At 33.8% G+C, this 24,090-nt stretch carries 24 protein-coding genes and 1 riboswitch; of the genes, 20 read left to right on the top strand and 4 right to left on the bottom strand.

The annotated features are described in order from the left end of the window. The first annotated feature begins 60 nt into the window (after window positions 1-60). From M9426_RS02385 to gltX, 9 genes are all read left to right on the top strand, one after another. Window positions 61-441, top strand: coding sequence for a GntR family transcriptional regulator (locus tag M9426_RS02385; protein ID WP_060800470.1), 381 nt, complete (start codon window positions 61-63; stop codon window positions 439-441). Then, window positions 438-1,277, top strand: coding sequence for an ABC transporter ATP-binding protein (locus tag M9426_RS02380; protein ID WP_060800471.1), 840 nt, complete (start codon window positions 438-440; stop codon window positions 1,275-1,277). The genes M9426_RS02385 and M9426_RS02380 overlap by 4 nt, the downstream gene beginning before the upstream one ends. Continuing rightward, complete coding sequence (locus tag M9426_RS02375; RefSeq protein ID WP_060800472.1) at window positions 1,274-1,891, top strand: ABC-2 transporter permease; 618 nt, start codon at window positions 1,274-1,276, stop codon at window positions 1,889-1,891. Before M9426_RS02380 ends, M9426_RS02375 begins: the two co-directional genes overlap by 4 nt. Further along, the gene (locus tag M9426_RS02370; protein WP_250342337.1) at window positions 1,888-2,508 is read left to right on the top strand and encodes an ABC-2 transporter permease; all 621 of its coding nucleotides are present in this window, start codon (window positions 1,888-1,890) and stop codon (window positions 2,506-2,508) included. The genes M9426_RS02375 and M9426_RS02370 overlap by 4 nt, the downstream gene beginning before the upstream one ends. Next, window positions 2,505-3,143, top strand: coding sequence for an ABC-2 transporter permease (locus M9426_RS02365; protein WP_250342336.1), 639 nt, complete (start codon window positions 2,505-2,507; stop codon window positions 3,141-3,143). Before M9426_RS02370 ends, M9426_RS02365 begins: the two co-directional genes overlap by 4 nt. A gap of 148 nt (window positions 3,144-3,291) precedes the next feature. Continuing rightward, window positions 3,292-4,617, top strand: coding sequence for an NCS2 family permease (locus M9426_RS02360; RefSeq protein ID WP_250342335.1), 1,326 nt, complete (start codon window positions 3,292-3,294; stop codon window positions 4,615-4,617). Between the two features lie 158 nt (window positions 4,618-4,775). After that, window positions 4,776-5,453 carry a hypothetical protein gene (locus M9426_RS02355; RefSeq protein WP_250342334.1) on the top strand — a complete coding sequence of 226 codons (678 nt, stop codon included), beginning with the start codon at window positions 4,776-4,778 and terminating at the stop codon, window positions 5,451-5,453. A gap of 520 nt (window positions 5,454-5,973) precedes the next feature. Beyond that, entirely contained in the window at window positions 5,974-7,536 is a 1,563-nt protein-coding gene (locus M9426_RS02350) for an S-layer homology domain-containing protein (protein WP_250342333.1), read from the top strand. Between the two features lie 17 nt (window positions 7,537-7,553). Next, window positions 7,554-9,029: a glutamate--tRNA ligase gene (gene gltX / locus M9426_RS02345; RefSeq protein WP_005957913.1), complete on the top strand. Its 1,476-nt coding sequence runs from the start codon at window positions 7,554-7,556 to the stop codon at window positions 9,027-9,029. A 612-nt stretch (window positions 9,030-9,641) separates the two neighbouring features. Here the strand turns inward: gltX and M9426_RS02340 are convergent. The 4 genes from M9426_RS02340 to M9426_RS02325 form a co-directional block, all read right to left on the bottom strand. Continuing rightward, window positions 9,642-10,652 carry a polysaccharide deacetylase family protein gene (locus M9426_RS02340; protein ID WP_250342332.1) on the bottom strand — a complete coding sequence of 337 codons (1,011 nt, stop codon included), beginning with the start codon at window positions 10,650-10,652 and terminating at the stop codon, window positions 9,642-9,644. A gap of 64 nt (window positions 10,653-10,716) precedes the next feature. Further along, complete coding sequence (locus M9426_RS02335; RefSeq protein ID WP_250342331.1) at window positions 10,717-12,717, bottom strand: YcdB/YcdC domain-containing protein; 2,001 nt, start codon at window positions 12,715-12,717, stop codon at window positions 10,717-10,719. 78 nt (window positions 12,718-12,795) lie between these two features. Continuing rightward, window positions 12,796-13,005: a DUF1858 domain-containing protein gene (locus M9426_RS02330; protein ID WP_148465716.1), complete on the bottom strand. Its 210-nt coding sequence runs from the start codon at window positions 13,003-13,005 to the stop codon at window positions 12,796-12,798. A gap of 33 nt (window positions 13,006-13,038) precedes the next feature. Then, window positions 13,039-13,941, bottom strand: coding sequence for a hypothetical protein (locus M9426_RS02325; protein ID WP_250342330.1), 903 nt, complete (start codon window positions 13,939-13,941; stop codon window positions 13,039-13,041). An 86-nt stretch (window positions 13,942-14,027) separates the two neighbouring features. Between M9426_RS02325 and M9426_RS02320 the strand changes: the two genes are divergently transcribed. The 11 genes from M9426_RS02320 to ftsH all read left to right on the top strand — a co-directional run bounded on the left by M9426_RS02320 (window position 14,028) and on the right by ftsH (window position 24,006). Continuing rightward, window positions 14,028-14,981, top strand: a complete 954-nt coding sequence (locus M9426_RS02320) for an AEC family transporter (protein WP_250342329.1) — start codon at window positions 14,028-14,030, stop codon at window positions 14,979-14,981. Between the two features lie 43 nt (window positions 14,982-15,024). Continuing rightward, a riboswitch (SAM riboswitch) is annotated at window positions 15,025-15,117 on the top strand. 138 nt (window positions 15,118-15,255) lie between these two features. Then, the gene (metK, locus tag M9426_RS02315) at window positions 15,256-16,428 is read left to right on the top strand and encodes a methionine adenosyltransferase (RefSeq protein ID WP_195445381.1); all 1,173 of its coding nucleotides are present in this window, start codon (window positions 15,256-15,258) and stop codon (window positions 16,426-16,428) included. 114 nt (window positions 16,429-16,542) lie between these two features. Continuing rightward, entirely contained in the window at window positions 16,543-17,499 is a 957-nt protein-coding gene (locus M9426_RS02310; RefSeq protein WP_005957944.1) for a histidine racemase CntK family protein, read from the top strand. 202 nt (window positions 17,500-17,701) lie between these two features. Next, window positions 17,702-18,619 (top strand): SAM-dependent methyltransferase, encoded by a 918-nt coding sequence (locus M9426_RS02305; RefSeq protein ID WP_005957952.1) that lies wholly within the window; start codon window positions 17,702-17,704, stop codon window positions 18,617-18,619. Between the two features lie 138 nt (window positions 18,620-18,757). Further along, window positions 18,758-19,036 carry a non-specific DNA-binding protein Hbs gene (locus tag M9426_RS02300; RefSeq protein WP_005957971.1) on the top strand — a complete coding sequence of 93 codons (279 nt, stop codon included), beginning with the start codon at window positions 18,758-18,760 and terminating at the stop codon, window positions 19,034-19,036. 97 nt (window positions 19,037-19,133) lie between these two features. Continuing rightward, window positions 19,134-19,376 (top strand): RNA-binding S4 domain-containing protein, encoded by a 243-nt coding sequence (locus M9426_RS02295; protein ID WP_005957924.1) that lies wholly within the window; start codon window positions 19,134-19,136, stop codon window positions 19,374-19,376. A 41-nt stretch (window positions 19,377-19,417) separates the two neighbouring features. Beyond that, window positions 19,418-19,732: an FtsB family cell division protein gene (locus tag M9426_RS02290; RefSeq protein ID WP_250342328.1), complete on the top strand. Its 315-nt coding sequence runs from the start codon at window positions 19,418-19,420 to the stop codon at window positions 19,730-19,732. Window positions 19,733-19,753: 21 nt separating this feature from the next. Then, entirely contained in the window at window positions 19,754-20,131 is a 378-nt protein-coding gene (locus tag M9426_RS02285) for a S1 RNA-binding domain-containing protein (protein ID WP_005958005.1), read from the top strand. Between the two features lie 47 nt (window positions 20,132-20,178). Next, a complete protein-coding gene (gene tilS, locus M9426_RS02280) occupies window positions 20,179-21,513 on the top strand; it encodes a tRNA lysidine(34) synthetase TilS (protein WP_250342327.1) in 1,335 nt (444 codons plus the stop codon). Further along, a complete protein-coding gene (hpt, locus tag M9426_RS02275) occupies window positions 21,500-22,042 on the top strand; it encodes a hypoxanthine phosphoribosyltransferase (protein WP_250342326.1) in 543 nt (180 codons plus the stop codon). Before tilS ends, hpt begins: the two co-directional genes overlap by 14 nt. Window positions 22,043-22,047: 5 nt before the next feature. After that, a complete protein-coding gene (gene ftsH, locus M9426_RS02270; RefSeq protein WP_305883876.1) occupies window positions 22,048-24,006 on the top strand; it encodes an ATP-dependent zinc metalloprotease FtsH in 1,959 nt (652 codons plus the stop codon). The last annotated feature ends 84 nt before the right edge of the window (window positions 24,007-24,090 follow it).

The following is a 24,090-nucleotide window of genomic DNA, read 5'->3' as shown; positions in this document are numbered from 1 at the left end:
TAATACAAGTACTGTGTAAAAGCAAAAATATAAAGTATATAGGCTTAAAGGTGGTGTGATATGAAAATTATTATTTCCAATGACTCTGGCCTTCCAATTTATGAGCAGATAAAAAATCAAATCAAGGCTCAAATTGTTGCTGGAGAATTAAAAGCTGACGAAGATCTTCCTGGCATGAGGACTCTTGCCAGCGACTTAAAGGTCTCTGTCATTACAACAAAGCGTGCCTACAATGACTTGGAGCAAGAGGGATATATTTACTCCATGCCAGGCAAGGGTTCCTTTGTAAAAAAATTAAATGAAGAAGTTGTAAGAGAGAATGCTCTTTCAGAGATAGAAAAATATTTTACTGACGCAATGACTGTTGCAAAGGCTGCAGGAATTGAAATAGAAGAATTACAAGAAATTTTAAAGACATTAGATGAGGTGGGTGAAGTATGAAAGCAATCGAAATAAAAAATTTGAGAAAAGAATTTAAGGACTTTGACCTTGATATAGAAAATTTAGAAATTCCAGAAGGGGCAGTCCTTGGACTAATTGGGGAGAACGGTGCAGGCAAGACAACACTTTTAAAATGCATCTTGGACCTCTATAGGTATGATGGAGACATAAAAGTTTTTGGAGAAAAAATCCACAAGGAGTCCTTCGAGAAAATTGGGGCAGTGATACCTGACTCTTTCTTCAACGATACTTTTAAGATAAAAGATGTTGTGGATATTTTAAAGGTTGCCTACAAAAATTTTGATGAAGAAATGTTTTATGATTGTGCAGATAAATTTAAGATGCCAAGGGACAAAAAGTTAAATGAACTCTCTACCGGTAACCTAATGAAGCTGAAAATTATTTCTGCAATTTGTCACGACCCTGATCTCTTGATCCTTGATGAGCCAACATCGGGCCTCGACCCAGTGATTCGTGACGAAATTATAGGATTTTTATTTGACTACATCAAGGACGGGGACAAAACAATCTTATTTTCGTCCCACATCTTGTCTGACATAGAAAAAATTGCCGACTATATAATTTATATCCACGAGGGAAGAGTTATCTTATACGATGAAAAAGACTCCCTAATAGAAAAATATGGAATTTTAAAAACTTCTGAAGAAAATTTAAAAAATTATGGAGACTTTATCTTAAAGACAAGAAAAAATAAATACTCAACAGAAGCCTTGATAAAAAATGTCCAAGTTTTCAAAGAATTTTATCCAAATGAAGTTGTTGACAGGGCAAATGTGGAGGACATAATGATATTTTTATCAAGAGGTGGCCAATGAAAGCAGTTTTATATAACGACATCAAACTAGCAAAGGATACTGCCTTTCCACTTGTGTTTTTTATTGGAGCAATCCTAGCTTTGAGTTTTGTGGTTAGGGGAAAATTTTCTGAGCAGTTTTTTTTGCAATGGGCATTTATTATGATTTTTACCTTGAGGACACAGATTGCCTTTGGAGATAAGTTCAAAGATTTACAAAAGTTCATGACTATGCCAGTATCTATTGAAAACTATTCTCTTGCCAAGATTATAAAAAATTTAATAGTGTTTCTTCTTACTAGTCTTGTATTCTTAATTGGATTAATTACTAGCCATGACGAAGACAGACTTATTTTAAATATGTATGTCAACATCCTAATAGCCTTGGACTTTTTGTCCCTTAGCTTTAGTCACCTAATTTTTACAAAATATAAAAAGAGCTTAGTGTCATTACTATACGGCTTATTGATTGTTGGTTTCGGTTTTATTTTTGGAATGATTTACATGACCAATTATGAAACTTTAATTAACTACAGACCAATATTTATTGTAGGATCAATAATAATTTGCATCTTGTCTTTTAGCTTAGACTACAAATATTCTACAAAATTTTTAAGGGAGAAGGAGATAGTATGAAAGCAGTTTTATATAATGACTTTAAACTTGTAAAGAATATTGTCCTACCAATTGTTATATTTATTACTGCCATACTTTTTATAGGTTTTTTGATAACAGGACAAGCCTTCAACAAGTTTTTTAGCCAATGGACTCTTACAATGATCTTTATCATTAGGGCACAAAGTGTTTTTGGAGATAACTTCAAAGATTTTCAAAAGTTCATGACTATGCCAATATCTATTGAGGACTATTCTCTTGCCAAGATAATAAAAAACCTAATTATCTTTGTAATTACTTCTCTTGTTTTGCTAATGGGATTAATTCTTAGTAATGAGGAAGATAAAAACATTATCATAGACATTTATATGAGCCTATTTATAGCCCTAGACTTTATGGCCCTTAGCCTTACCCACATTGTTTTCACAAGATATAAAAGGGGATCCGTAGTTTTCCTTTGCGCATTATTTTGGATCATTTTTGGAGCAGGCTTATCTTTTATTTATTTCGGTTTCTATGAAAGCTTTACTATTTACAGACCAATATGTATAGGAGTCTCAATAATAATTTGTATCTTGTCTTTTAGCTTGGACTATAAATATTCTACAAAATACTTGAGGGAGAGGGGGATAGTATGAAAATTCTTTTAAAAAATGATTTTAAAATTAGGAAAAAATTTATTATTGTTTATCTCATATTTATTGCAATGATTTTTGTCATTAAGAGCCTAGGATTATATACAAAAGAATTAAGTTTCTTTGGAGAAAAACCCTTTGCCCTACTTTTTCTAGTAGCTATCCTATTACACTATATCTTATACGTAATATCTAGTGAAGGTATGATAATTGATAAGAGCAAGCCCTACATTTTGACTCTTGGTGCATCAAGGGCTGACATAATAAATGTAAAGTTCTTGAAGGTATTAAGTATATTTATAATAGATGGACTTTTAATGACCTTTATCTTACAAAATGTTGAATTAAATGGTTTTGAATTTAAGGTTGGACTTTTCATTACAATTTATGTGATGGCATATTATCTTATAAGTATCCCCATCTATCTTTACTTTGGTCAAACAAGTGGTGTGGGAACAATATTTACAAGTTCACCTGCCTTACTTCCCCTCTTAGATAGGCTTGGAAGGAATCCTGCAGGATTTTTCCTTGGCATAATAAAAAGAACAAGTTCTCTTAAATTGACTTTATTCTTACTTGCCTTTGTAATAACAATTTATATAATCTCTCGACTACTAGGAGAGAGAAAAGATTATTAATAGAGAAAGACTTTTGAAGTCCCACTTCAAGAGTCTTTTTTTCTTACTTAAAATTAAATAAAAGAGAATAAAAAAATATTATCATCACACTTTCATTTGTCGTCCAATGTGATAGAATAAAAAATGTATTTTATACGAGGAGGAAAAAATGGAAACAAATTCAAGTTTTTTAGAAAGAACATTTTCTCTCAATGAGAGAAAGACTAATGCCAAGACAGAATTCTTGGCAGGACTTACAACTTTTATGACAATGTCATATATTCTTGTTGTAAATCCAAACATGTTATCTGAAACTGGAATGGACAAGGGTGGAGTTTTCACTGCGACCATAGTTGCTTCAATAATTGCAATGCTCTTTATGGGACTATTTGCAAACTTGCCCTTTGCACTTTCAGCAGGAATGGGACTTAATGCTTTCTTCACTTACACAGTTGTATTAAGTATGGGTCACGATTGGTCCTACGCCTTAACGGCAGTATTCTTAGAAGGTATCATCTTTATAGTGATGAGCTTCTTTAACATTCGTGAAGCAATATTTACTTCAATACCAATGTCACTTAAGAATGCAGTATCTGTTGGTATAGGATTATTTATAACCCTAGTTGGACTTATTTCAGCAGGAATTATTGTAAATAATGACGCAACTTTAATTTCTCTTGGAGAAATTGCATCAAGACCATCTCTTGTTTTTATAGTATCACTTATGGTCATGGCACTTTTGACAGCAAAAAATGTCAAGGGAGCACTTTTATATGGAATTATAACAGGAACTGTACTTGCTCTTATCTTGGGAGTTAGTCACTTACCTGGAGGAATGTTATTCTCACTTCCACCATCACTTAGCCCTGTTGCCTTTAAACTTCACTGGGGAGATTTATTTACCTTTGATATGTTTTCAGTAATGTTTACATTTTTGTTTGTAGACTTATTTGATACAGTGGGAACCTTAACTGGAGTTGCAACTAAGGCAGGCTTAATCGATAAAGATGGAAACCTACCAGGTGTTGGTCGTGCCCTTTTATCTGATGCCATTGGTACAGTGGTGGGTGCCCTACTAGGTACATCTACAGTTACAACTTTTGTTGAATCTGCATCAGGTGTAGCTGACGGAGGAAGAACTGGACTTACATCACTATCTTGTGCCTTCTTCTTCTTTGTATCCCTATTTTTATTCCCGATTTTTTCAATTGTGCCAGCACAAGCAACATCAGCTGCTCTTGTTATGGTAGGACTTTTTATGATTAGTCCAATTAATCAAATAAAATTAGATGACTACACAGAATCAGTTCCAGCCTTTTTGACAATGGTTACAATGCCCTTTGCATATTCAATTGCAGAAGGTATTTCTGTGGGAATGATCTCTTATGTAATCTTAAAAGTAGCAACAGGACGTGGAAAAGAAGTTTCACCTGTAATGTATTTATTGGCGCTTATCTTTACACTAAGATATTTAAGACCAATATTGCCATTTTAATAAAAAGTATTTTTAGGACTTTAGTGATTTATAATTTGCTAAAGTCTTTTTTAGTTTTTATTAAAATATATTATTTTGGGTATAAAATGATTGCAAGGTGAATTTGTTAGTGCAATATAGTTAAGTAATATTTTGATATTATCAAGGAGTGAAAAATAATGAAAGTTAAATTTAAGATGATAGTTATAGCCATATTGTTTTTAATGCCTGTCCATGTATTTGCAAGTAATCAAGATAATGCGGATTATGAAAAACAAATGATAGATGAGATAGAAATTGAAAAGGAGAAAGAAAGAGAGAATATATTAAAACAACTAGAAGAGCAAGATGCAGTAGAAATGTTGGATGTATATGAGGAGATAATTTATCCAGAAATTGAAGACTCAATTAGAACTAAATATGCAATAAAATATGGAGTTAAGTATATAAAGCCATATTCACAAAGTTATATAGCACCTAAGGGAGGTGTAGTATCATACCTTAATACAGTAAATGGATATGAATCAACTGAAGCGATAGTGACTTATCTTGATAAACCAAAAACAATAGATTTTGTATTTGAATGGACATCTTTTTCAATGGGAGATATAGTCAAAGCTACATTGGGGTATTTGCCTAGAACAGGAGGCGTTTCTTCTTTTTTATTTAATTTAGAAAGTATTTCAAAGGGAATGTCAATTACGAACATTAATAATTGCGGTCGTCATGCTAAAATTATTAATACATACAGTAGAATAGATGGTACGACTGCGTCAGTTGTTACAGGATGGTGCAATAGATATAATATTATAATTCCACAAAACGCTTCAGATGTAAATTATACTGAGTTTAAATAATGAAATATAGAAAATTTGGAAATATAGTCTATTTGATATTCTTTTTATTTTTTATTTTTATTTTATTTTATCATAGCGATATTTTGGATTTACCAAAACAAACTATTCAACCCTATGATAAGAGCAGGGTTATAGAATTTATGGATAAAAATTCAAATAAAGATTTTATACTTTTAGACATATCTGCTTTTGTTAGACTTTTTGTAAATTGTACAAGTTTTTGTATCTTAGCACTACAATATAAAGTTATAGAGATAATAAAAAGATTCTTTAGAAGTAAACTAAATATATTTTTTACAATAATAATTTTTATAATTTGGATTGCCTTAAAAAGATATATTTATAGTCTTAAAATTTACACCTTGCCAATGGCATTTTTGAATTCGACATTAGTTTCAATATTTATGATTTATTTCATTAATTCAAAGGAGACTAATAGAGATAAAACTTAAAAATACTCATTTATTGAATTGTTAAGGCCCCTTTAGTATAATTATAAATATATTAAGGGGGCGTTCTTATGAAAAAATTGTTTTTATACATTCTTATGACTTTCACTCTTTTTGTAAATGTATTTGCAGCTGAAGACATCCAAGTTGTCCTAGAACAACCTGGTTTATCTCAGGCTAAGAGTGGCGATAATCTAAAGTATAATTTAATTGTAAATTTGCCAAGAGACTACAAGGAAAAGTATTCATCTTTTTCTGTAACTCTCTTGTTTGATAAGGCACTTGAAGTCAAGGAAGCAAGGCTAATTGACGAGAAGGAAGTGGCAGGCAAGCTAGACATTAGGGAAACTTCCATTAAGGGAAAGGACCAAAGCATTGTTACAATTAATGCCAACGACCTTTCTGTTATCAAGGGCGACAGGCTAAACCTAGAAATCTCTACTAGGGTAAAGAGTGACGTTGGATCAAGTTCTAACTTAAAAAACTCCTTTGTCTTATCCTATGTGGACAAGGAAGGAGCTACTAAGAGTGACCAAAAAAATCTTGAGTCATCAACAAAAACTCAAAATGGCGTTTTGACTATCAAGGACCTTTATGATGGATCAAGTGAAATCCAAGGCACAACAGAAAAAAATGCTGACTTAAGACTTGCCATTGATAAAAAACTTGTTGCCACTACTAAGGCTGATGAAAAGGGAAACTTTATCTTTCAAGGTCTTGATTTAAAAGAAGGATCTTTACTTAGGATAGTTGCGACTACAAAGGACAAGGAAGCAAGCCTTGATTACATGGTAAAGGCTAAGCTTGAGGCTAAAAAATCAACAGAACTTGTTAACGAAAATAACGATGAACTGGAAACTTATAGCACAATAAAAACTCTTGAAAAGTTAACAGACTATGTGGACTTTGCAAAAAGTCTTTCAACTGCTAAGGCAGGCATCCAAAATGAAAGAAGAATTCGTGCAGCTATTGCCTCAGCTGAGTATATTGTAGTTAAAAGTGAAGTTTCAACTGATGAAATAAATAAGTCACTTGCAGAACTTCAAAAGTCTATAGACCTTATTAGACTTCCATATATGTCAGGTATATCTAGTGATAAGTTCGCTCCAAACGAGAAAATAACAAGGGCAGAGGCTGCCTCAGTTTTAAAGAGATTAATTGACGACAAAGCCAAGGCCAATGGCGAGTCTTCCTTTAGCGACTTGAAGGAGGGTCAATGGTTCTACGACAATATTGTCTTTATAGAAAAACGAGGCCTAATTTCTGGTTATGAAGATGGAACTTTTAAACCAAATGAGCCAATGACTAGGGTACAGTTTGCCAGCATGATGGCAAATTATTTGAAATTAAATGTGGGCAAGCACCCAATTGATTTCAAGGACGTAAAGGAAAATTATTGGGCAAGTGAGGCTATAAATGCCTTGTCAAGTCACGGAATTATGGTTGGAAAATCAAAAAATGAATTCAAACCAAATGATAAGATCACAAGGGCAGAAGCTGCCACAATTTTTAACAAGATTTTAGATAGGAAGATTAACAAGTCTTTCTTAGATAAATATTCAAAGAACCCATTTAAAGATTTAAATAGAAATCACTGGGCTTATTATCAAGTTATAGAAATTACAGCAAAGTAAATAGAAAGGAATAAAAAATGTCAGATATTAAATTAAGATTTGCACCATCACCAACAGGTTACCTTCACATTGGAGGTTTGAGAACAGCACTTTACAATTACTTATTCGCAAAGAAAAATGGCGGCAAATTTGTTTTGAGAATAGAAGATACAGATAGGACAAGATATGTAGAAGGTGCTATAGAAAACCTAATTGAATCCCTTGAATGGGCAGGTATAACTCATGACGAGGGTGTCGTAGTTAAGGACGGCAAGCTAGCAGAAGTTGGCGACTGCGGACCTTACATCCAATCAGAAAGATTAGACATCTACAAAAAATATGTTGATAAATTAATTGAAGATGGCCACGCTTACTACTGCTTCTGCTCCAAGGACAGATTAGATCATCTTAGAGAAGAACAAAGAATTAAGGGTAAGGTGCCAAAGTATGATGGACTTTGCCGTGGCATTCCTCTTGAAGAAGCTAAGAAGAGAATTGCAGCTGGCGAAGATTATGTTGTAAGACTTAAACTTCCAAAGAACAAAGACATCACATTTAACGATGCAGTTCGTGGAAAAGTTACAATTAACACTGATGAAATTGACGACCAAGTATTAATGAAGTCAGATGGTTTCCCAACTTACCACATGGCTGTAATTGTTGATGACCACCTAATGGGAATCACTCACATTGTTAGAGGAGAAGAATGGCTTCCATCAACTCCAAAGCACGTTTATCTTTATGAATGTCTTGGTTGGGAGGCACCAGAATTTGTTCACCTTCCAACAGTTTTAAATAAGGACAGAAAAAAACTTTCTAAGAGACAGGGAGATGTTTCCGTAGAAGACTTTAAGAAGAGGGGCTACCTACCAGAAGGAATTGTAAACTATCTTGCACTTGTTGGCTGGTCTCCAGAAGATGGAGAAGAAATTATGTCCCTAGATGAGTTAGTAGAAAAATTCTCCTTTGACAGGGTAGGAAAGTCTGGAGGAATCTTTGACACTGACAAGTTAAACTGGGTTAACTCTCACTACATGAAGTCCTATGACCTAGAAAAACTTGCTGAACTTGCAATTCCATTTGTAACTGAGTCAGGTCTTTTAAGTGAAGAAGAAATTAGGGACAACTTTGAATGGTACAAGATCTTAATAGACACAGTGAGAGAAGCTTGTGACAAGTTAGAAGATATTCCAGGACACATTAAGTTCTTATTTGGCGACATTGAAATCACAGAAGATGCCGCAAAAGAAGAATTAGCACAAGAACACGTGCCAGGACTTCTTGATTCCTTTATAAAGATTGTAAAATCACACGATGAAATTGACATGGAAACTGCTAAGGGACTAATGAAGGAAGTTCAAAAGGACTCTGGAGTAAAGGGCAAGCAACTTTACATGCCAGTAAGAGCTGCAATATCTGGAAATGTTCACGGACCAGAAATGCAAAATATTCTTTACCTATTAGGAAAAGACAAACTTATTGAAAGAGCAGAAAAAATAAAAAATTCACTTTAATAAAAAAATAGGACTAGTCATAGAGATTAGTCCTATTTTTATTTTAAACTCAAGACAAAATCCTTTAAGAAAATAATTTTAAATATTTTAATGGTAGATAATTTTTTATTTAATATACTATAATATTTTTACAAATAATTTCTAGGTGGGGTTATAGTTGACAAAAAATATAAAAAAATTTTTACAAATAATTCTTTGGCAGTATCCTAAAAGATCTAATATAATTTATAGGATTTTAATTCATGCCTTTATAATTTTTTTAAGCTTGGGTTGGGCTTATATTTTTATTGATAATATAAATACTATTTTTATTGAAGTTCTTCTTATTATCTATACCTATCTTAGTTTTTTATCTTTTTTACCCAGCCTATTTATCCTTGGAAGTCTAGATGAGAAAAGTGGAAAGTCTTTATTTATTGTGTATATATTATTTTCTTATATACTGGCCTTTGTCAGCCTATTTGTTTTAATCTACTTGATAAAAAGGGGCTTAGTTTAATTTAAAAATAAATAATCTTGCTTTAATTAATAAGAATTTATGGCAAATAAAAAGAGGACTGAAAATAAAATCAGTCCTCTTTTTTTTTATGAACTTCTTGTAGAAATTTGGAATTATTTTAAAAGTCCAAATTCATAGTCCCTGTCTCTGAAGTATTTTATAACTTCTGATAGGGAGTCGGCTGTTAGTTGTTTGTTCATTGCATCGTGGGAAAGAACAACTGCAATTTTTGTGTTCTTATTTTCGTTAAGTGACTTGTCAAGATATTCTATTTGACCTTGGATTGTTGTTGGTCTCACAGATTTTTTCTCTGCATCACCAACAAGGCAGTTCCAATCAATCCAATTTATATCTTTTGATGCTAGATAAGAATTGCAAGCCTCTGTGTTGTTCCATGACATTTCGCCGCCTGGATACCTAAAGACCTTAGAATGAAAATCATCGCCTAAAATATTTTGAAGTCTTTCATTAGTCTTTTCTATTTCATCATAAACTCTTTCAACATTTACAGTTCTTCCTGGGTAGAGGTAGTCGTAGTCGTGGGTGAAGGAGTGAGTGGCAATGGCATTACCATTTGCTAGAATTTCTCTTACACGTCCTGCAGTCTTGTCGCCAATAGACTTGCCAACAAGGAAGAAGGTTGCACGAGCATTTTCCTTCTTTAAAATGTTTAGAACTTGTGGAGTGATTTCGTTATTAGGTCCATCGTCAAAGGTCAAGAATACAATTTTCTTTTCTCCTTTGTAGTTTTGGTGGACTGTGAAGTCACGAATTTTTTTTGCGTCATAGGCATACTTATCAACCTTCTTTAGGTGGTTGGATCCCTTGACTATAAATTCATCTTCCATTTTACTTAATTTGTCCAAGGCAACATTGGAGATGTATTCTTTTTCATAAAAGATTGGCCTTGGCCTGTCCTTGTAAATTTCATTTGTGTAGTACCACATTAGGGCAGGTGAAACTTCTGTGTCTTTTGAATGTTTTATTCCAGAAAAGATTTTTGAAAATATAAAAATAAGTACTAAGACAAAAATTGAAATTGAAATAGTTTGTCTAATTCTCTTCTTTCTTCTAGCCTTTTGTCTTCTTAATCTTTTTTTTCTTTCGTAGCTTGTTTGGGTCATAAAAAACCTCCCATTGATAATATACATCAGTGGGAGGTAAGATGCAATTACAAAAGAATTACAATTACTTCATTGAGTTATAGATTAAATATAGGATTTCTTCAAGGGTCATTTCCTTGTTAGGATCTATGTCGCCATCAATATAGCCGAAGCCCTTGGCAATTATATAATAAGATTCGTAGTCGCCCAAGGATTTTTGATTTTTAAAGATGTCCTCTTTAAAAATTCCCTTGGCTTTTGTAAATTTTTCAAGATTATTTTTTGTCACAAGAGTCTTAACGACATCCTTTTCTAAAATATTTTTGTCCTTTAATTTTTCAAGGTCAAGTCCAAAATTATCCATGTAGGAGGAGTTCATTCCATTAGGACCATTTAAAAGTTTAACAAAATCTTGGTAAGTTATCTTGTCTGAAAGATTTCTTCCTATTAAACCAATTTCCATATCTTTTAAGAAGAGGATGGCATTCTTATCCCTTGCCTTATTAAGGTCAGAATAGGAGATTTGTTCCTTAAAGTTAATAATCTCGCCATTATAGTCTCTAAGAATTTTATCTTGACCAATGACTGGGTCGAAGTCCTTTATATTTCCGTAGAAAAGTTTAGGTCCCTTGTCAGTAATCACATATTTTAAGCCAAAGTTCTTAGAGGATAAGAAAATCTTGTTGGCCTCTTCTTGTGTCAAAGTATTTTCACTTGCCTTAGAGAAATCAACTTTTGTAAAAGTTCTCTCGTAGGAAGAAATTTTCTTATCTTGGTCTACAAAGATATTTACACCTTCTTTTAGGACTGGAAGATTATTTACATATCTTGGGATGTAGATAGAAGTCCCCATCTTAGAAGAGTCAATTGAAATTTTATCTAGTTTGAGTTCAGTCTTGTCTCCATATTTTTCTAAGAAGCCTAGGGCAAGTTTCTTGGCATCTTCTTCTTTGATTTTATTATTGTAAACTTTTCTATCAGACCATAAATCTAGGGAAACAAGATTTAAGTTCTTGGCATTAAGAGTGATGTTGCCATAATTTTTATCTTTTTCTAAATTTATATTGTAATAGTAATTGTCCTTGTCAGAGTTTAAAGAGATTGATGTAACTTGATAGCCATCGCCAGCAATTTCATAGGCTCTTTTCTTGGCTTGAGATTTTTTCTTTAAGTCCTTTAGGCCGTCAATCTTTTTAATTTCTACATCAGTTAGACCTGCAGCATCAGCAGCTTTATCCATCTCATAGGGCATAAATCCCAAATTATTATTTTTTACAAGCTTCCCATCTTCTGCATCTATATCAAGAATTTCTGAATGATAGACCTTCTCTACAGACTTGCCATCATTGGAAATCTTGTAGGAAAGCCTAAGTGGAAATTTTTCTCTAAATATTTTTTCTGCATTCTCTTGACTTAACTTGGCCTTGTCTGTAAAGTCCTTATCACTTAAGAAGGATGTAGCAGGTCCAAAGTCGGAGTTAATTTCAATATCTCTTATTTCCTTAGAAGTTAGGGAAATATTTACATAAAGAGAGTCTGATGCAAGGGGTATTCCATGGATTAGTCTCTCATAGTAAAAATTTAATTCTTTTCCATCATCTTGTAGAGAGAAATCTTTTAATTTATATTTTTTGTCAAAGTCTGGAATAAGTTTTGCTAACCTATCTTTTACGATTTTTTGAGCTTGATCTTTTGAAATTTTTTCAGAATTTTTATCGGCATCTTGATCCTTGCTCCATTTTGAATAAGAGTAGAAGTCGCCATCACTTGTGTAGGCAACTTGTAAGTTTCCTAATTTTTCGTCAGACCATTGGTAGGAGTCAATGGTTTTGTTCTTTGCTTTTTTATTCAAATAATAAGTAGACACTTTGTCAGAATTTATTGGTTCCTTAATTAAATTAAAATCTTCATAGGCCTCTGTGATATTAAATTTTTCTTTTATATCCTCAACTTTTTCTTTTTCTTTCTTTGTTATGTCAACTGACACTGCCTCATCTGTTGGATTGTAGTTAGCCTTTTCAACTGAAGCCATAACAGGACCCACAAGAAGGGCTAGGGAGAGGGCATAAATTAATTTCTTTTTCATAATTATCTCCTTATTAAATCATTAAAGTGTTTATGTAAAAAAAGAAGAGGCTCCTGCCTCTTCAAGTTTAAGCTTAGATTAAGCTTCTGCTTCTTCTTTGCTATCTTCGTTAAGAGCAGCTACAAGCATATTGGGATCTATACCATGAACCATTGCTGCTTCTTCAAGACTTTCCATTTGAGAAGATGGGCACATGATACATCCCATTCCAAAACTCATTAGGGTACCAATTGATTCAGGTTTTTCTGCAAGAATTTGTCCGATTAACATATCTTTTTTAATTTCCATTTACTAACACCTCCATATTTAATATACCCAAAATTATTTATACTTAAAAGATGAGTACTTAACAAAATGATCCTTGCTCTTTGCTCCAAGGCTAATTTCAAATTCGCTTGTGGAGTCAAAGCCCTTTGATGTCAAAGTTTTTGCAACTTCGAATTCCTTTTCATAAGGAAAGACTTCAGACTTATCTCCTTGGTCAATCTTAATATAAGGAGTGTAAGTTAGCTTGCCATTGTACTTAGCAGAAGTTGGTAGGACTTCTACAATATTTTCTGACTTAACATAAATTGATTCGCCACTAAGCTTGCCTTCTTCAGCTGTTGCAAGTACTTCGTTTTTAATATTAGCAAGAAATTTTGAAATGTCAAGAAGAGGGTCCTTTAAAATGTCTAAGTTCTTTTCTTCGTAGTCAGTTGCGTAGTCAACAATTTTTACATCGACTTGGTGGTTGACAAGGGATCGACCAGGAATTGCTTTTGAATCAATTAGGACAGAATTATTTTTTTCGTCAAAGTTGACGTCAAAACCAATTGTCTTGCCAAGTTGTCTCAATTGAAAATAATTGTAGCCGTCAATTGTGTAGACGCTAAAGGAATGTCTAACTCCATTTACAAAAACCTTGTGAGTTGATTTTTTTATTTCACTGTCGCTGTCCTTTAAAGCTACTAGATCATTTTCAGTTTTCTTGTAGTCAGACTTGCTCGTAATCATAACAGCTTCTCTGTCATTGTCGTAAGAAACATTAAACTCAGCGTCCTTTCCATCAAGTAGTGCTGCAATGTCTCTTAACTTAAAGTAGTTGTTGTCGTTAATGTTGTAGCCCTTAACGCCAGTGTCTTTTCCATCTACGTAGACGCTTTGACTAGAAACTTTTGCGCCAGCAAAAACATTTGTAATTAAAACAAGGGACGTAAGCCCTATAGATAATATTTTTTTCATAACATGACCTCCTAGGTCTATTGTATTTTAAAAGATTGCCCTCGACAAGCCTAAATATTTACCCTATAATTTAATATGGTGATTTTATGAGTAACTTACTTATGGGTTTTAATATTGTATCGCCCGTGTTTATAGTTTTGCTACTTGGATACTTTGCAAAACAAAAAGGATACATTGACAACAATTTCGTAGACAAGGGAACATGGATAGTCTTTTACATGGCCTTGCCCTTTAAATTATTTTATGACATAAAGAATGCAAGGATTGAGTCCCTTCATCCAAAATATGTTGCCTATATTCTTTTGGGAGTTATTTTTGTTATTTTTATTTCTCTTATAATAGGTAAGTCTATGAGTATCAAAGACAGGAGAAAATTATCTGCCTTCGTTCACTGTGCCTATAGGTCCAACTTCGTTTACGTTGGCTTTCCCATTTTAGACATAATTTATAATGGAGCTCCTTCAATGGAACACATGATAGTAATAATTGCCTTTGGACTTACTCTTTATAACATAGCTGCTATAGTCCTCTTGACTTATTATTCTGAGTCAGAAGACAAGTCAATTTCTATTTCTAATATTCTTATAAAAATTATTAAGAACCCAATGATTGCTGGTGTAGTCTTTGGTGCAATATTTAACTTCTTAAACCTACCAGTCTATCAAGGAGTGGATAAGGCGATAGAAATGGTGGCAAAGATTTCAACACCAATGTCCCTTATATTAATTGGGGCAAGTCTAAACTTTGAATCATCAAGGTCAGACTTTAAGATCATGTTCACATCAGCCTTTATAAAGACAGTTTTAGCTCCGCTTATTCTTATACCAGTGGGAGTTAAGCTAGGATTTACAAATATGGAGCTGGGAATAGCCTATGTGTTTTGGGCAACTCCATGCGCAGCCAACTGCTTTATCTTTACAAAGCAGATGAAGTCAGATCATGAATTTGCTTCAAAGGTAATAACTCTTTCTTTTATCATGAGTATTATTACTTATCCTGTAGGCATATCCCTAATGAACTATTTTAATTTGTTGCACTAAAAAATTTTAAGTGCTATAATCTAATCTACAAAATATAAATAATACCTTATTGAGAGTGGTGGAGTGAATGGGCACTGTGAAACCCGGCAACCTAGTTGGTGCTAAATCCCACAGATTTTTATCTGGAAGATGAGGTTTAATGGTCCTCACTTTTTGCGTGGGGATTTTTTTATGGATTAAAATTTTATATGACTTTATAAATTTGACCAAATAGAAAAGAAAAAATAAATTCATACATTAAATCAAGGTATTTAAAATGGAGGAAAGAAACAAAATGAAAAAATGGCAATTTAGTTCAGAGTCCGTTACAGAAGGACATCCTGACAAAGTTTGTGACCAAATATCAGATGCCATCTTAGATAAGATTTTGGCGGAAGATAAAAATGCGAGAGTGGCATGCGAAACTATGGCATCCACAGGAATGATAGTTATAACTGGAGAAATCTCAACAGAAACTTATGTGGATTTTGAAAAAACTGCAAGAGAAGTCCTAGAAGATATTGGATACAACAGGGCAAAATTTGGTTTCGATGGAAGAACTTGTGCAGTCCTATCTGCAATCAAGGAACAATCTTCTGACATAGCCATGGGTGTCGACAGGTTCAAGGAAGATGGAGTAGATGAACTTGACTCCTTTGGAGCAGGGGACCAAGGTATTATGTTTGGCTTTGCTTGCAACGAAACTGAAGAGTTGATGCCACTTCCAATTTCACTTGCTCATAAGTTATCAAGAAGATTAACTGAAGTAAGAAAAGATGGAACTCTTGACTACCTAAGACCAGATGGCAAGACTCAAGTTACAGTTGAGTATGAAGAAGACAAGCCTGTAAGACTTAAGAATGTTGTAGTATCATCTCAACACGCTCCAAATGTTTCTATGGAACAAATTAGAGAAGACATCATTAGAGAAGTTGTTGAAAAAGTTGTGCCAGCAGAATTTATCGACAAGGACACAGAATTTTTCATCAATCCAACTGGCAGATTTGTTATTGGTGGACCAATGGCTGACGCTGGACTTACTGGTAGAAAAATAATTGTTGATACCTACGGCGGCTTTGGAAGACATGGCGGTGGAGCTTTCTCTGGAAAGGATCCAACAAAGGTTGACAGGTCTGGTGCCTACTACGCAAGATACATTGCAAAAAATCTTGTTGCAGCAGGACTTGCAGATAAAGTTGAAATTGGACTTGCCTATGCAATTGGTATTGCAAGACCAACTTCAGTTTATGTAGAAACTTTTGGAACTGGTAAACTTTCTCATGAAGAAATCGAAAAAATTATTATGGAAAACTTCGACATGAGACCAGCTGCAATTATTCGTGACCTTGACTTACTAAGACCAATTTATAGACAAACTGCATCCTATGGTCACTTTGGTAGAAATGACTTAGACCTTCCTTGGGAAAGAACAGATAGGGTAGAAGATTTAAAGAAGTATCTAAAATAAGCCTGCGTTAAAAATTAAATTTCGGGTAAGATAGGATTAGTTGTTAAAAAATACTAACTTAGTATGCTATAATTAAAGAGTAAATTTATTTTTAGAGTCAAGAAGAGGATGGTTATGAAGAAAACTTTTAATTATTTTAGAGCGAACCCATGTGGAAATATAACAGGCTTTGTTGTAGCTCCTGTTTATCCAGGATATAGAAAGGCTTATACAGACTGTATTATTGAACAAATAGATAAGGATGTTGAACAAGTTGGATTTATTTCTCCAGCCTATGAAGGTGCACCTCTTAGGATGGACATGATGGGTGGAGAATTTTGTGCCAACGCAACAAGAGCTTATGGACTTTACTCTGCAGGCTTCTATGACACTGATGGACTTGTTGATATTGAAGTTTATGTAAGTGGTCATAAAGGAACAACTGATGTAATTGCAGATGTTAAAAATCAAAAGGCCTATGTTGCCCTTGATGGTCCTATTGAAAGAGAAAACTTGACAATAGCTGGCAAGGACTGCACTCTTATTAAACTTCATGGAATTAGTCACTTAGTTGTTGAAGCTGAAGAAGACAGAGAATTTGTAGATAAGGCTCTTGAAGTCCTTAAAAAGGATTACAAGGATGATGCCTATGGAGTTCTTTTCTTCAACAAGGAAAAGCTTGAAATGATTCCTTACGTTTATGTAGAAGGTTCTGAAACTTTATTTAGAGAAGGCTCTTGTGGATCAGGCACTGTAGCTGTAGTTAATTATCTTGAAAGCGACATTGATAAGCTTGATGAAGATTACAAGATTGCAATTAAGAACCCGGCAGGAGAACTTGAAGTTTTTGTTTATGAATTTGAAGACGGTAAAAAATTCTGCGTTGGTGGCAAGGTTGAACTTTCTGAAGTAGAAAAGAAATCTATTGAGATTCCACAAGACGTGGCTCTAGCAGTTATAGCTGAGCACGATAAGATCGTGGAAGAACACAAAAAGAAAATGGCTGAAGAAGAAAATCAAGAGCCAGTTGATGAAAACGACCTAACAGATGAAGAACTTAAAATAATGAGAGATAAATTTGGATTTGATTAATCCTTATGAGGAGGGGGTAACCCCTCTTTTTTTTATGAAGAAATTAAAAATTCACGACTTGAGGAAATTAAAATTGTTAATTAGCTTAGAATATTTTTCTATTGCATGGGAAAAAATTTTTTTTATTAACAAAGCAAAGATATAATTAAAATTTTTTATAAACAAGTAGACTTTATGTGTATAATGTTAGCAGGTGATTAGAATGATAAATGTTGTTGGACTTGGATCCACTTCTTCAAGAGACCTTACCCTTGAAGCAGTAAAAATTATGAAAAACGGAAATAAAAATTTTTTGAGGACTGACAGGCATGAAGCCCTTTCTTTTTTTGAGGAAAATAAAATAGCTTACCAGTCCTTTGACTACTTGTACGATGAGATGGAAAGCTTCGACCAAGTTTATAATAAAATTGTAGAAATACTAATAGAAGAAGCTAAGGATAAAGACATAAATTATTTTGTTCCAGGTACTCCCCTAGTTGCAGAAAAAACTGTGAGGCTCTTAATAGATAAGAAAGAAGAAATAAATATTGTAAATGGAATTTCCTTTATCGAACCAGTTCTTGCCGGAGTTGGACGAGATGCCGTTGATGGACTTTTATTTTTAGATTCTGATGCAAAGAAGTTTGACTTTGACACAAGGCGTGACACCCTAATAACTCAAGTCTATAACAAGAGAATTGCATCAGACCTATCACTTCTTCTTCAAGAAGTCTATAGCGAAGAGGACATGGCCTATGTAATTACCGACGCAGGTCTTGATGATGAGATCGTAAGGAAGGTGGAAATTTATAAACTTCCAAGAATTGATGACTACAATCACCAGTCCTGCATCTACATTCCAAGGACAAGTGGAAAAAACTTTCAAATAATTATGGAAGAGATGGAAAATATTTTAGAAGACAAGGACCTTTACTTAGATGATGAAAATTTTGATAAGATTAAAAAGCTTTTAATAGAAAAATCTAAGGGGATTTCCATGGACTATGAAGAGGAGATTGACACTTTAATCCTGTCTTTATTAATGCTTTTCTTAAAGGAAAGAGAAGGTTTAGTGGATTTCCGTGAAATATTTGATGAGATCTATAAAAAATTGGATAAAATAGCGATTTTTTTAAAATAAATGTAGAAAATAAAGTGAACTTAGGTTATAATTGTAACAGTCTTAGCAATGAAGCCCTAAGAAGTCTTGCATATCAAAGACTTACAAGGTTTTGTAACTAAGGAAAGACTATAGAAAATTCTTCAAGGAGGATATAAAATGAACAAATCAGAATTAGTAGCAAGCATTGCAGAAAAATCAGGTCTTACTAAAAAAGACGCTGAACAAGCTTTAAACGGATTTATTTCTTCAGTTCAAGAAGCTCTTGCAGACGGAGAAAAAGTTCAATTAGTTGGATTTGGAACTTTCGAAGTTAGACAAAGAAAAGCTAGAGAAGGAAGAAACCCTAGAAATCCAGAAGAAGTTATTAAGATTCCTGCATCTAAAGCTCCAGTTTTCAGATCAGGTAAAGCTCTTAAAGAAGCTGTTAATAAGTAAGAAAAGAGAAGGCAAGGCCTTCTTTTTTTATGCTCAAATTTTGTCTAAGTATTGATATTTTCTTCTCTATTTGATATATTCATTAATGGAGAGGATTATGAGATTAGATAAATTTTTAAAAAACTCAAGACTTATAAAAAGAAGAACTCTAGCAAAGGAAGCTTGTGAAAAGAGCCTTGTAGAAATTAACAACAAGCTTGCCAAACCATCAGATTCTGTTAACATTGATGACATTATTTCACTCCAACTTGGCGAGAGAAAAATTAGGGTCAAGGTTAAGGACATCTCTGATGTGAATTCCAAGAAGGATGCAGAGACTCTTTATGATAGGATAGATTAATTGAGGATAATAATCTAATTGTATATAGGTGGGAGAGACTTATGAAGGTAAAAAGAAGAAGATTTCCCTTGGCTCTTGCCATTATAATTATAGGGTCTGTACTTTTTGGCTCAGTAAAAATTGGCAAGTCAATATCTCTAAGAAATCAAAAACTTGAGATTATTTCTGCCAACAATAGAGAAATTTCTAATTTAAAACTTGAAATAGATAATCTGAATTCTGAACTAGAAAATTCTTCCTCTACTGATTTTATTGAAAAGGTAGCGAGAGAAGATTTGGGCATGGTTAAACCAAGAGAAGTTATCTATGTTGACAAGAACAAGGATAAGGCTACAAATACTGATAAGGGTATTTAAAATAAAATTTAGGAGGAAGTTATGGATTTATCGCCAGGCGATATAGTTGAAGGTGTAGTTACTAAGGTTGCTAAGTTTGGAGCCTTTGTAGATTTAGAAGATGGCAAAAGTGGTCTAGTACATATTTCTGAAATTGCAGACACTTTTGTTAAGGATATAAATAATCACATTTCTGAAGGTGATGAGGTTAAGGTCAAGGTTCTTAGCATTGATGAAAAGGGAAAGATTGCTCTTTCAATTAAGGATGCCATTGAGAAAAAAGAAGAGCCTAAGGATGAAAAAGTAGACCAAAGATTCGAAGACATCTTGAGCAAGTTCCTCAAGGAAAGCAATACAAAGCTTGACGAAGCTAGAGCAAGATACAATCAAAAGACAAAGAAGAAGAATTCTAGAAATTAGTAGTGGTAACTATCTTTTGATAGTTTGCCACTTTTTTTATTTTAACTATGGATAAGATATTTTACGAGAACTTAAAAAAACTAAATATAATAAAAAAATCTGACAAGCTAAGTCTTGGTGTATCTGGTGGGGCAGACTCCATGTATCTCTTTTATAATTTTATGGATTTAAAAGAAGATTGGGACCTTGATATAATAGTTTGTCACCTAAACCATGGCATAAGAGAGACTGCCAAGAGAGATGAGGAATTTGTAAAAAAATCTTGCCAAGCTTATGGAATAAAATTTATAAGTAAGACAGTGAACATGGATGAATTTGCAAGAAAAGAAAAAATTTCATCTGAAGAGGCTGGAAGAATTTTAAGGTATGAATTCTTTAGAGAAAACTCTCAAGGTAGGAAGATTTTAACAGCCCACAATGCCAATGACAGGGCAGAGACAGTCCTTTTTAATATTATGAGGGGGACAGGCCTAAAGGGTCTTTCTGGCATCTCTCATGTCAATAAAGACGTTTATAGACCTCTTATAAATATTAAGAGGGAAGAGATTGAAGACTATCTTCACAAGAATAAGCTCCCATACTTTGATGACGAGACAAACTTTAAAGAAATCTACACTAGAAATAAAATTAGGCTGGGACTTATTCCACAACTTAAAAAATTCAATCCAGATATAATAAATTCTCTTCTTAGACTTTCTGAAAACGCAGAAGAAGCTAATGACTTTATAGGAGAAATTCTAGAAGAAAATTATTATAATTGCCTAGGAGATAATTTTTTAATTCCATCTGAAATAAAAAAATTAAAAAAGTTTATAGGTCAAGAAGTAATAAAAAAATACTTAGAAGAAAATTTTTATAGTGAAAATATTTTAAGTAGGTCCAACATACTTGCTATCTATGATCTATGCCTTGGCGACTCTGGAAGACAAATTGATCTTGGCAAAAATATTTCTGCAAGAAGGTCCTATGACAAGATTTATATCGAAGAAGTTATTGACCAAGATGAGAAGACAAGCAAGGATTTAGTGCTTGGAAGAAACGCAACTGACTTTGGAGAAATTTTCATCTCAAGAGATGAAAAAGAAAGTCATGAGGATTCCTTTATAAAAGTAATAGACTGTGATAAAATAAAAGGAAGTCTTTACATAAGGAAGAGAGCCCCAGGAGATAGATTTAAGCCACTGGGTATGAAAAATAATAAAAAGCTAAAGGATTATTTTATTGATAGAAAAGTTGACAGGCTTTTAAGAGATGAAATAGGACTTGTATGTGATAATGAAAAAATCATCTACATACTTGGGATGGATATCTCAGAAGATGTTAAGATTGATAAAAACACAAAAAACAAACTCATTTTGGAGGTTAGGAATGTCAGATATTAAAGAAGTTCTTTATTCTGAAGAAGAAATCAGAGATAAAGTTAAAGAACTTGGGGAAAGAATAACAGAGGACTACAAGGATAAGAATTTATTCTTGCTTGGAATCTTAAAGGGATGTGTTCCCTTTATGGCAGATATTATGAGAAGTATTGACTTAGAGCTTGAGTACGACTTTATGGATGTTTCCAGCTACCAAGACACAAGGTCCATGGGTGAAGTTAGGATCCTAAAGGATATTTCAACATCAATAGTTGATAAGGATATTTTAATCGTCGAAGACATAATTGATACAGGTGTAACTCTTTCTTATTTGACTAAAATTTTAAAGTCAAGGGGAGCAAGGTCTATAGAAATTGTAACTATGCTTTCAAAACCATCTAGAAGAAAGGTTGAACTGCCTGTTAAATACAATGGATATGAAATAGATGACCACTTTGTAATTGGTTATGGAATGGACTACAACGAGAGATTCAGAGGACTTCCTTACATTGGAATACTAGATGAGTCTGTCTATTCTAATAGTGAGGAGTGATATTATTGAATAAAAAATTTGGGGGAGCAGGATTTTATATTGTCCTGATTCTTGTATTAATACTGTCTATTAGATTTTTTGGACCACCAGCAAATGTTGTGGAAGAAAAATCTTTTACAGAGTTTGTGACGGAACTTGAAAAGGACAATGTAAAGTCTGTAAACTTGCAAAATGGAATTGACTCCATTGCCAGCGTTAAACTAAAAAATGGCGACACTTTTAGGACTGTAATCCCACAAGAGGCAGCAGATACCTTCTATAGGGACTACTTAAAGGAAAAATCTGATACAGGATCTATCAACGTAGTTTCAAGCCCAACTAAGCAAACTTCTTTCTTAGTTGAGTGGATTCCAACCCTTCTTATGTTTGCCTTTATTGTTTTCTTCTGGTACAAGATGATGCAACAAGCTGGTGGCGGAGGAAAGATGAACTCCTTCGGTAAGAGCAAGGCAAAACTAATTAACAAAGAAGATGGCAAAAACCTAGTTAAGTTTAAGGATGTTGCTGGCTTGGAAGAAGAAAAGGAAGAGCTTGAAGAAATTGTTGACTTCTTAAAAGATCCTAAGAAATTTATAAATATGGGAGCTAGAATCCCTAAGGGAGTCCTACTTGTAGGTCCTCCAGGAACTGGTAAAACTTATCTTTCAAAGGCTGTTGCCGGCGAAGCAGGAGTTCCTTTCTTTATAATGAGTGGATCTGACTTCGTTGAAATGTTTGTTGGTGTTGGTGCTTCAAGAGTAAGAGACCTTTTTGAATCTGCAAAGAAAAACGCACCTTGTATAATTTTTATTGACGAAATTGATGCAGTGGGAAGAAAAAGAGGAGCAGGTCTTGGCGGTGGCCATGACGAAAGAGAGCAAACTCTTAACCAACTTCTTGTAGAGATGGATGGTTTTGGAACTAACGAAGGCGTTATAGTTATGGCTGCAACAAATAGGGCAGACATACTTGACCCAGCAATCCTAAGGCCAGGTAGATTTGACAGGACAGTTTATGTTGGCAAGCCAGACGTTCGTGCAAGAAAGGCAATCCTTGAAATTCATTCTAGGGGAAAGAAGCTTGCAGATGATGTAAACCTTGAAGTAATTGCAAAGAGAACTCCAGGCTTTACTCCAGCAGATCTTGAAAACCTAATGAACGAATCAGCCCTACTTGCTGCAAGACGTGGCGAAAATGCAATTTCTATGGAAGACGTTGATGAAGCATCAATAAAGGTCCAAGCAGGTCCTGCAAAGAAGTCTCGCATTGTTTCAGAAAAGGAAAGAAAACTTACAGCAGTTCACGAATCTGGACACGCAATTGTATCAAGACTTCTTCCAGAAGAAGATCCTGTTCACATGATTACAATTATTCCAAGAGGAATGGCTGGTGGATTCACTGCCTACCTTCCTGAAGATGATGTTTCTTTCATGACAAAGAAGAAGATGGAAGCTTCTATTGTTTCTCTTCTTGGAGGAAGAGTTGCCGAGTCTCTTGTGCTTGACGACATTTCAACTGGTGCATCCAATGACATTGAGAGAGCTACAAAGATTGCTCGTTCCATGGTAACCCACTATGGAATGAGTGAGAAGCTCGGAACAATTAATTACGACTCATCAGAAAATGAAGTCTTCATAGGAAGGGACCTTGGACGTTCAAGAGATTATTCCGAAAGAACTGCAGCAGAAATTGATGATGAAGTTACAAGAATTATAAACGAGGCTTATACAAAGTGTAAGGAACTTTTAAGCGATAACTTAGACAAGTTGCTTGCCCTTTCTGATGCCCTTTTAGAAAAGGAAACAATTTACTCCAAGGACTTTGAAAAAATCTTTAATGGCGAAAAGCTTGATGAAGAATCAATTGACCTTGAAGATACAATAAATGAAGAAGACTTATCTGATGAAGCAAAGGAACTTATCCATAAGAATGATAAGTTGGATGAAACAGATAAGAAAAATTCAGAAGACGATAAAAGTTTATAAGCATATAAAAAAGCTCCGAGAGGGGCTTTTTTGTTTTGTCTATTTTTAATAGTGATGGCATTAGAGAGTTTGAATTATGTGTAA

The organism is Peptoniphilus genitalis (genome assembly GCF_023614525.1).
Lineage (GTDB): Bacteria > Bacillota > Clostridia > Tissierellales > Peptoniphilaceae > Peptoniphilus_A > Peptoniphilus_A genitalis.
The sequence above is the reverse complement of the archived record's forward strand: the minus strand, read 5'-3'. Positions and strand labels throughout refer to the sequence as shown.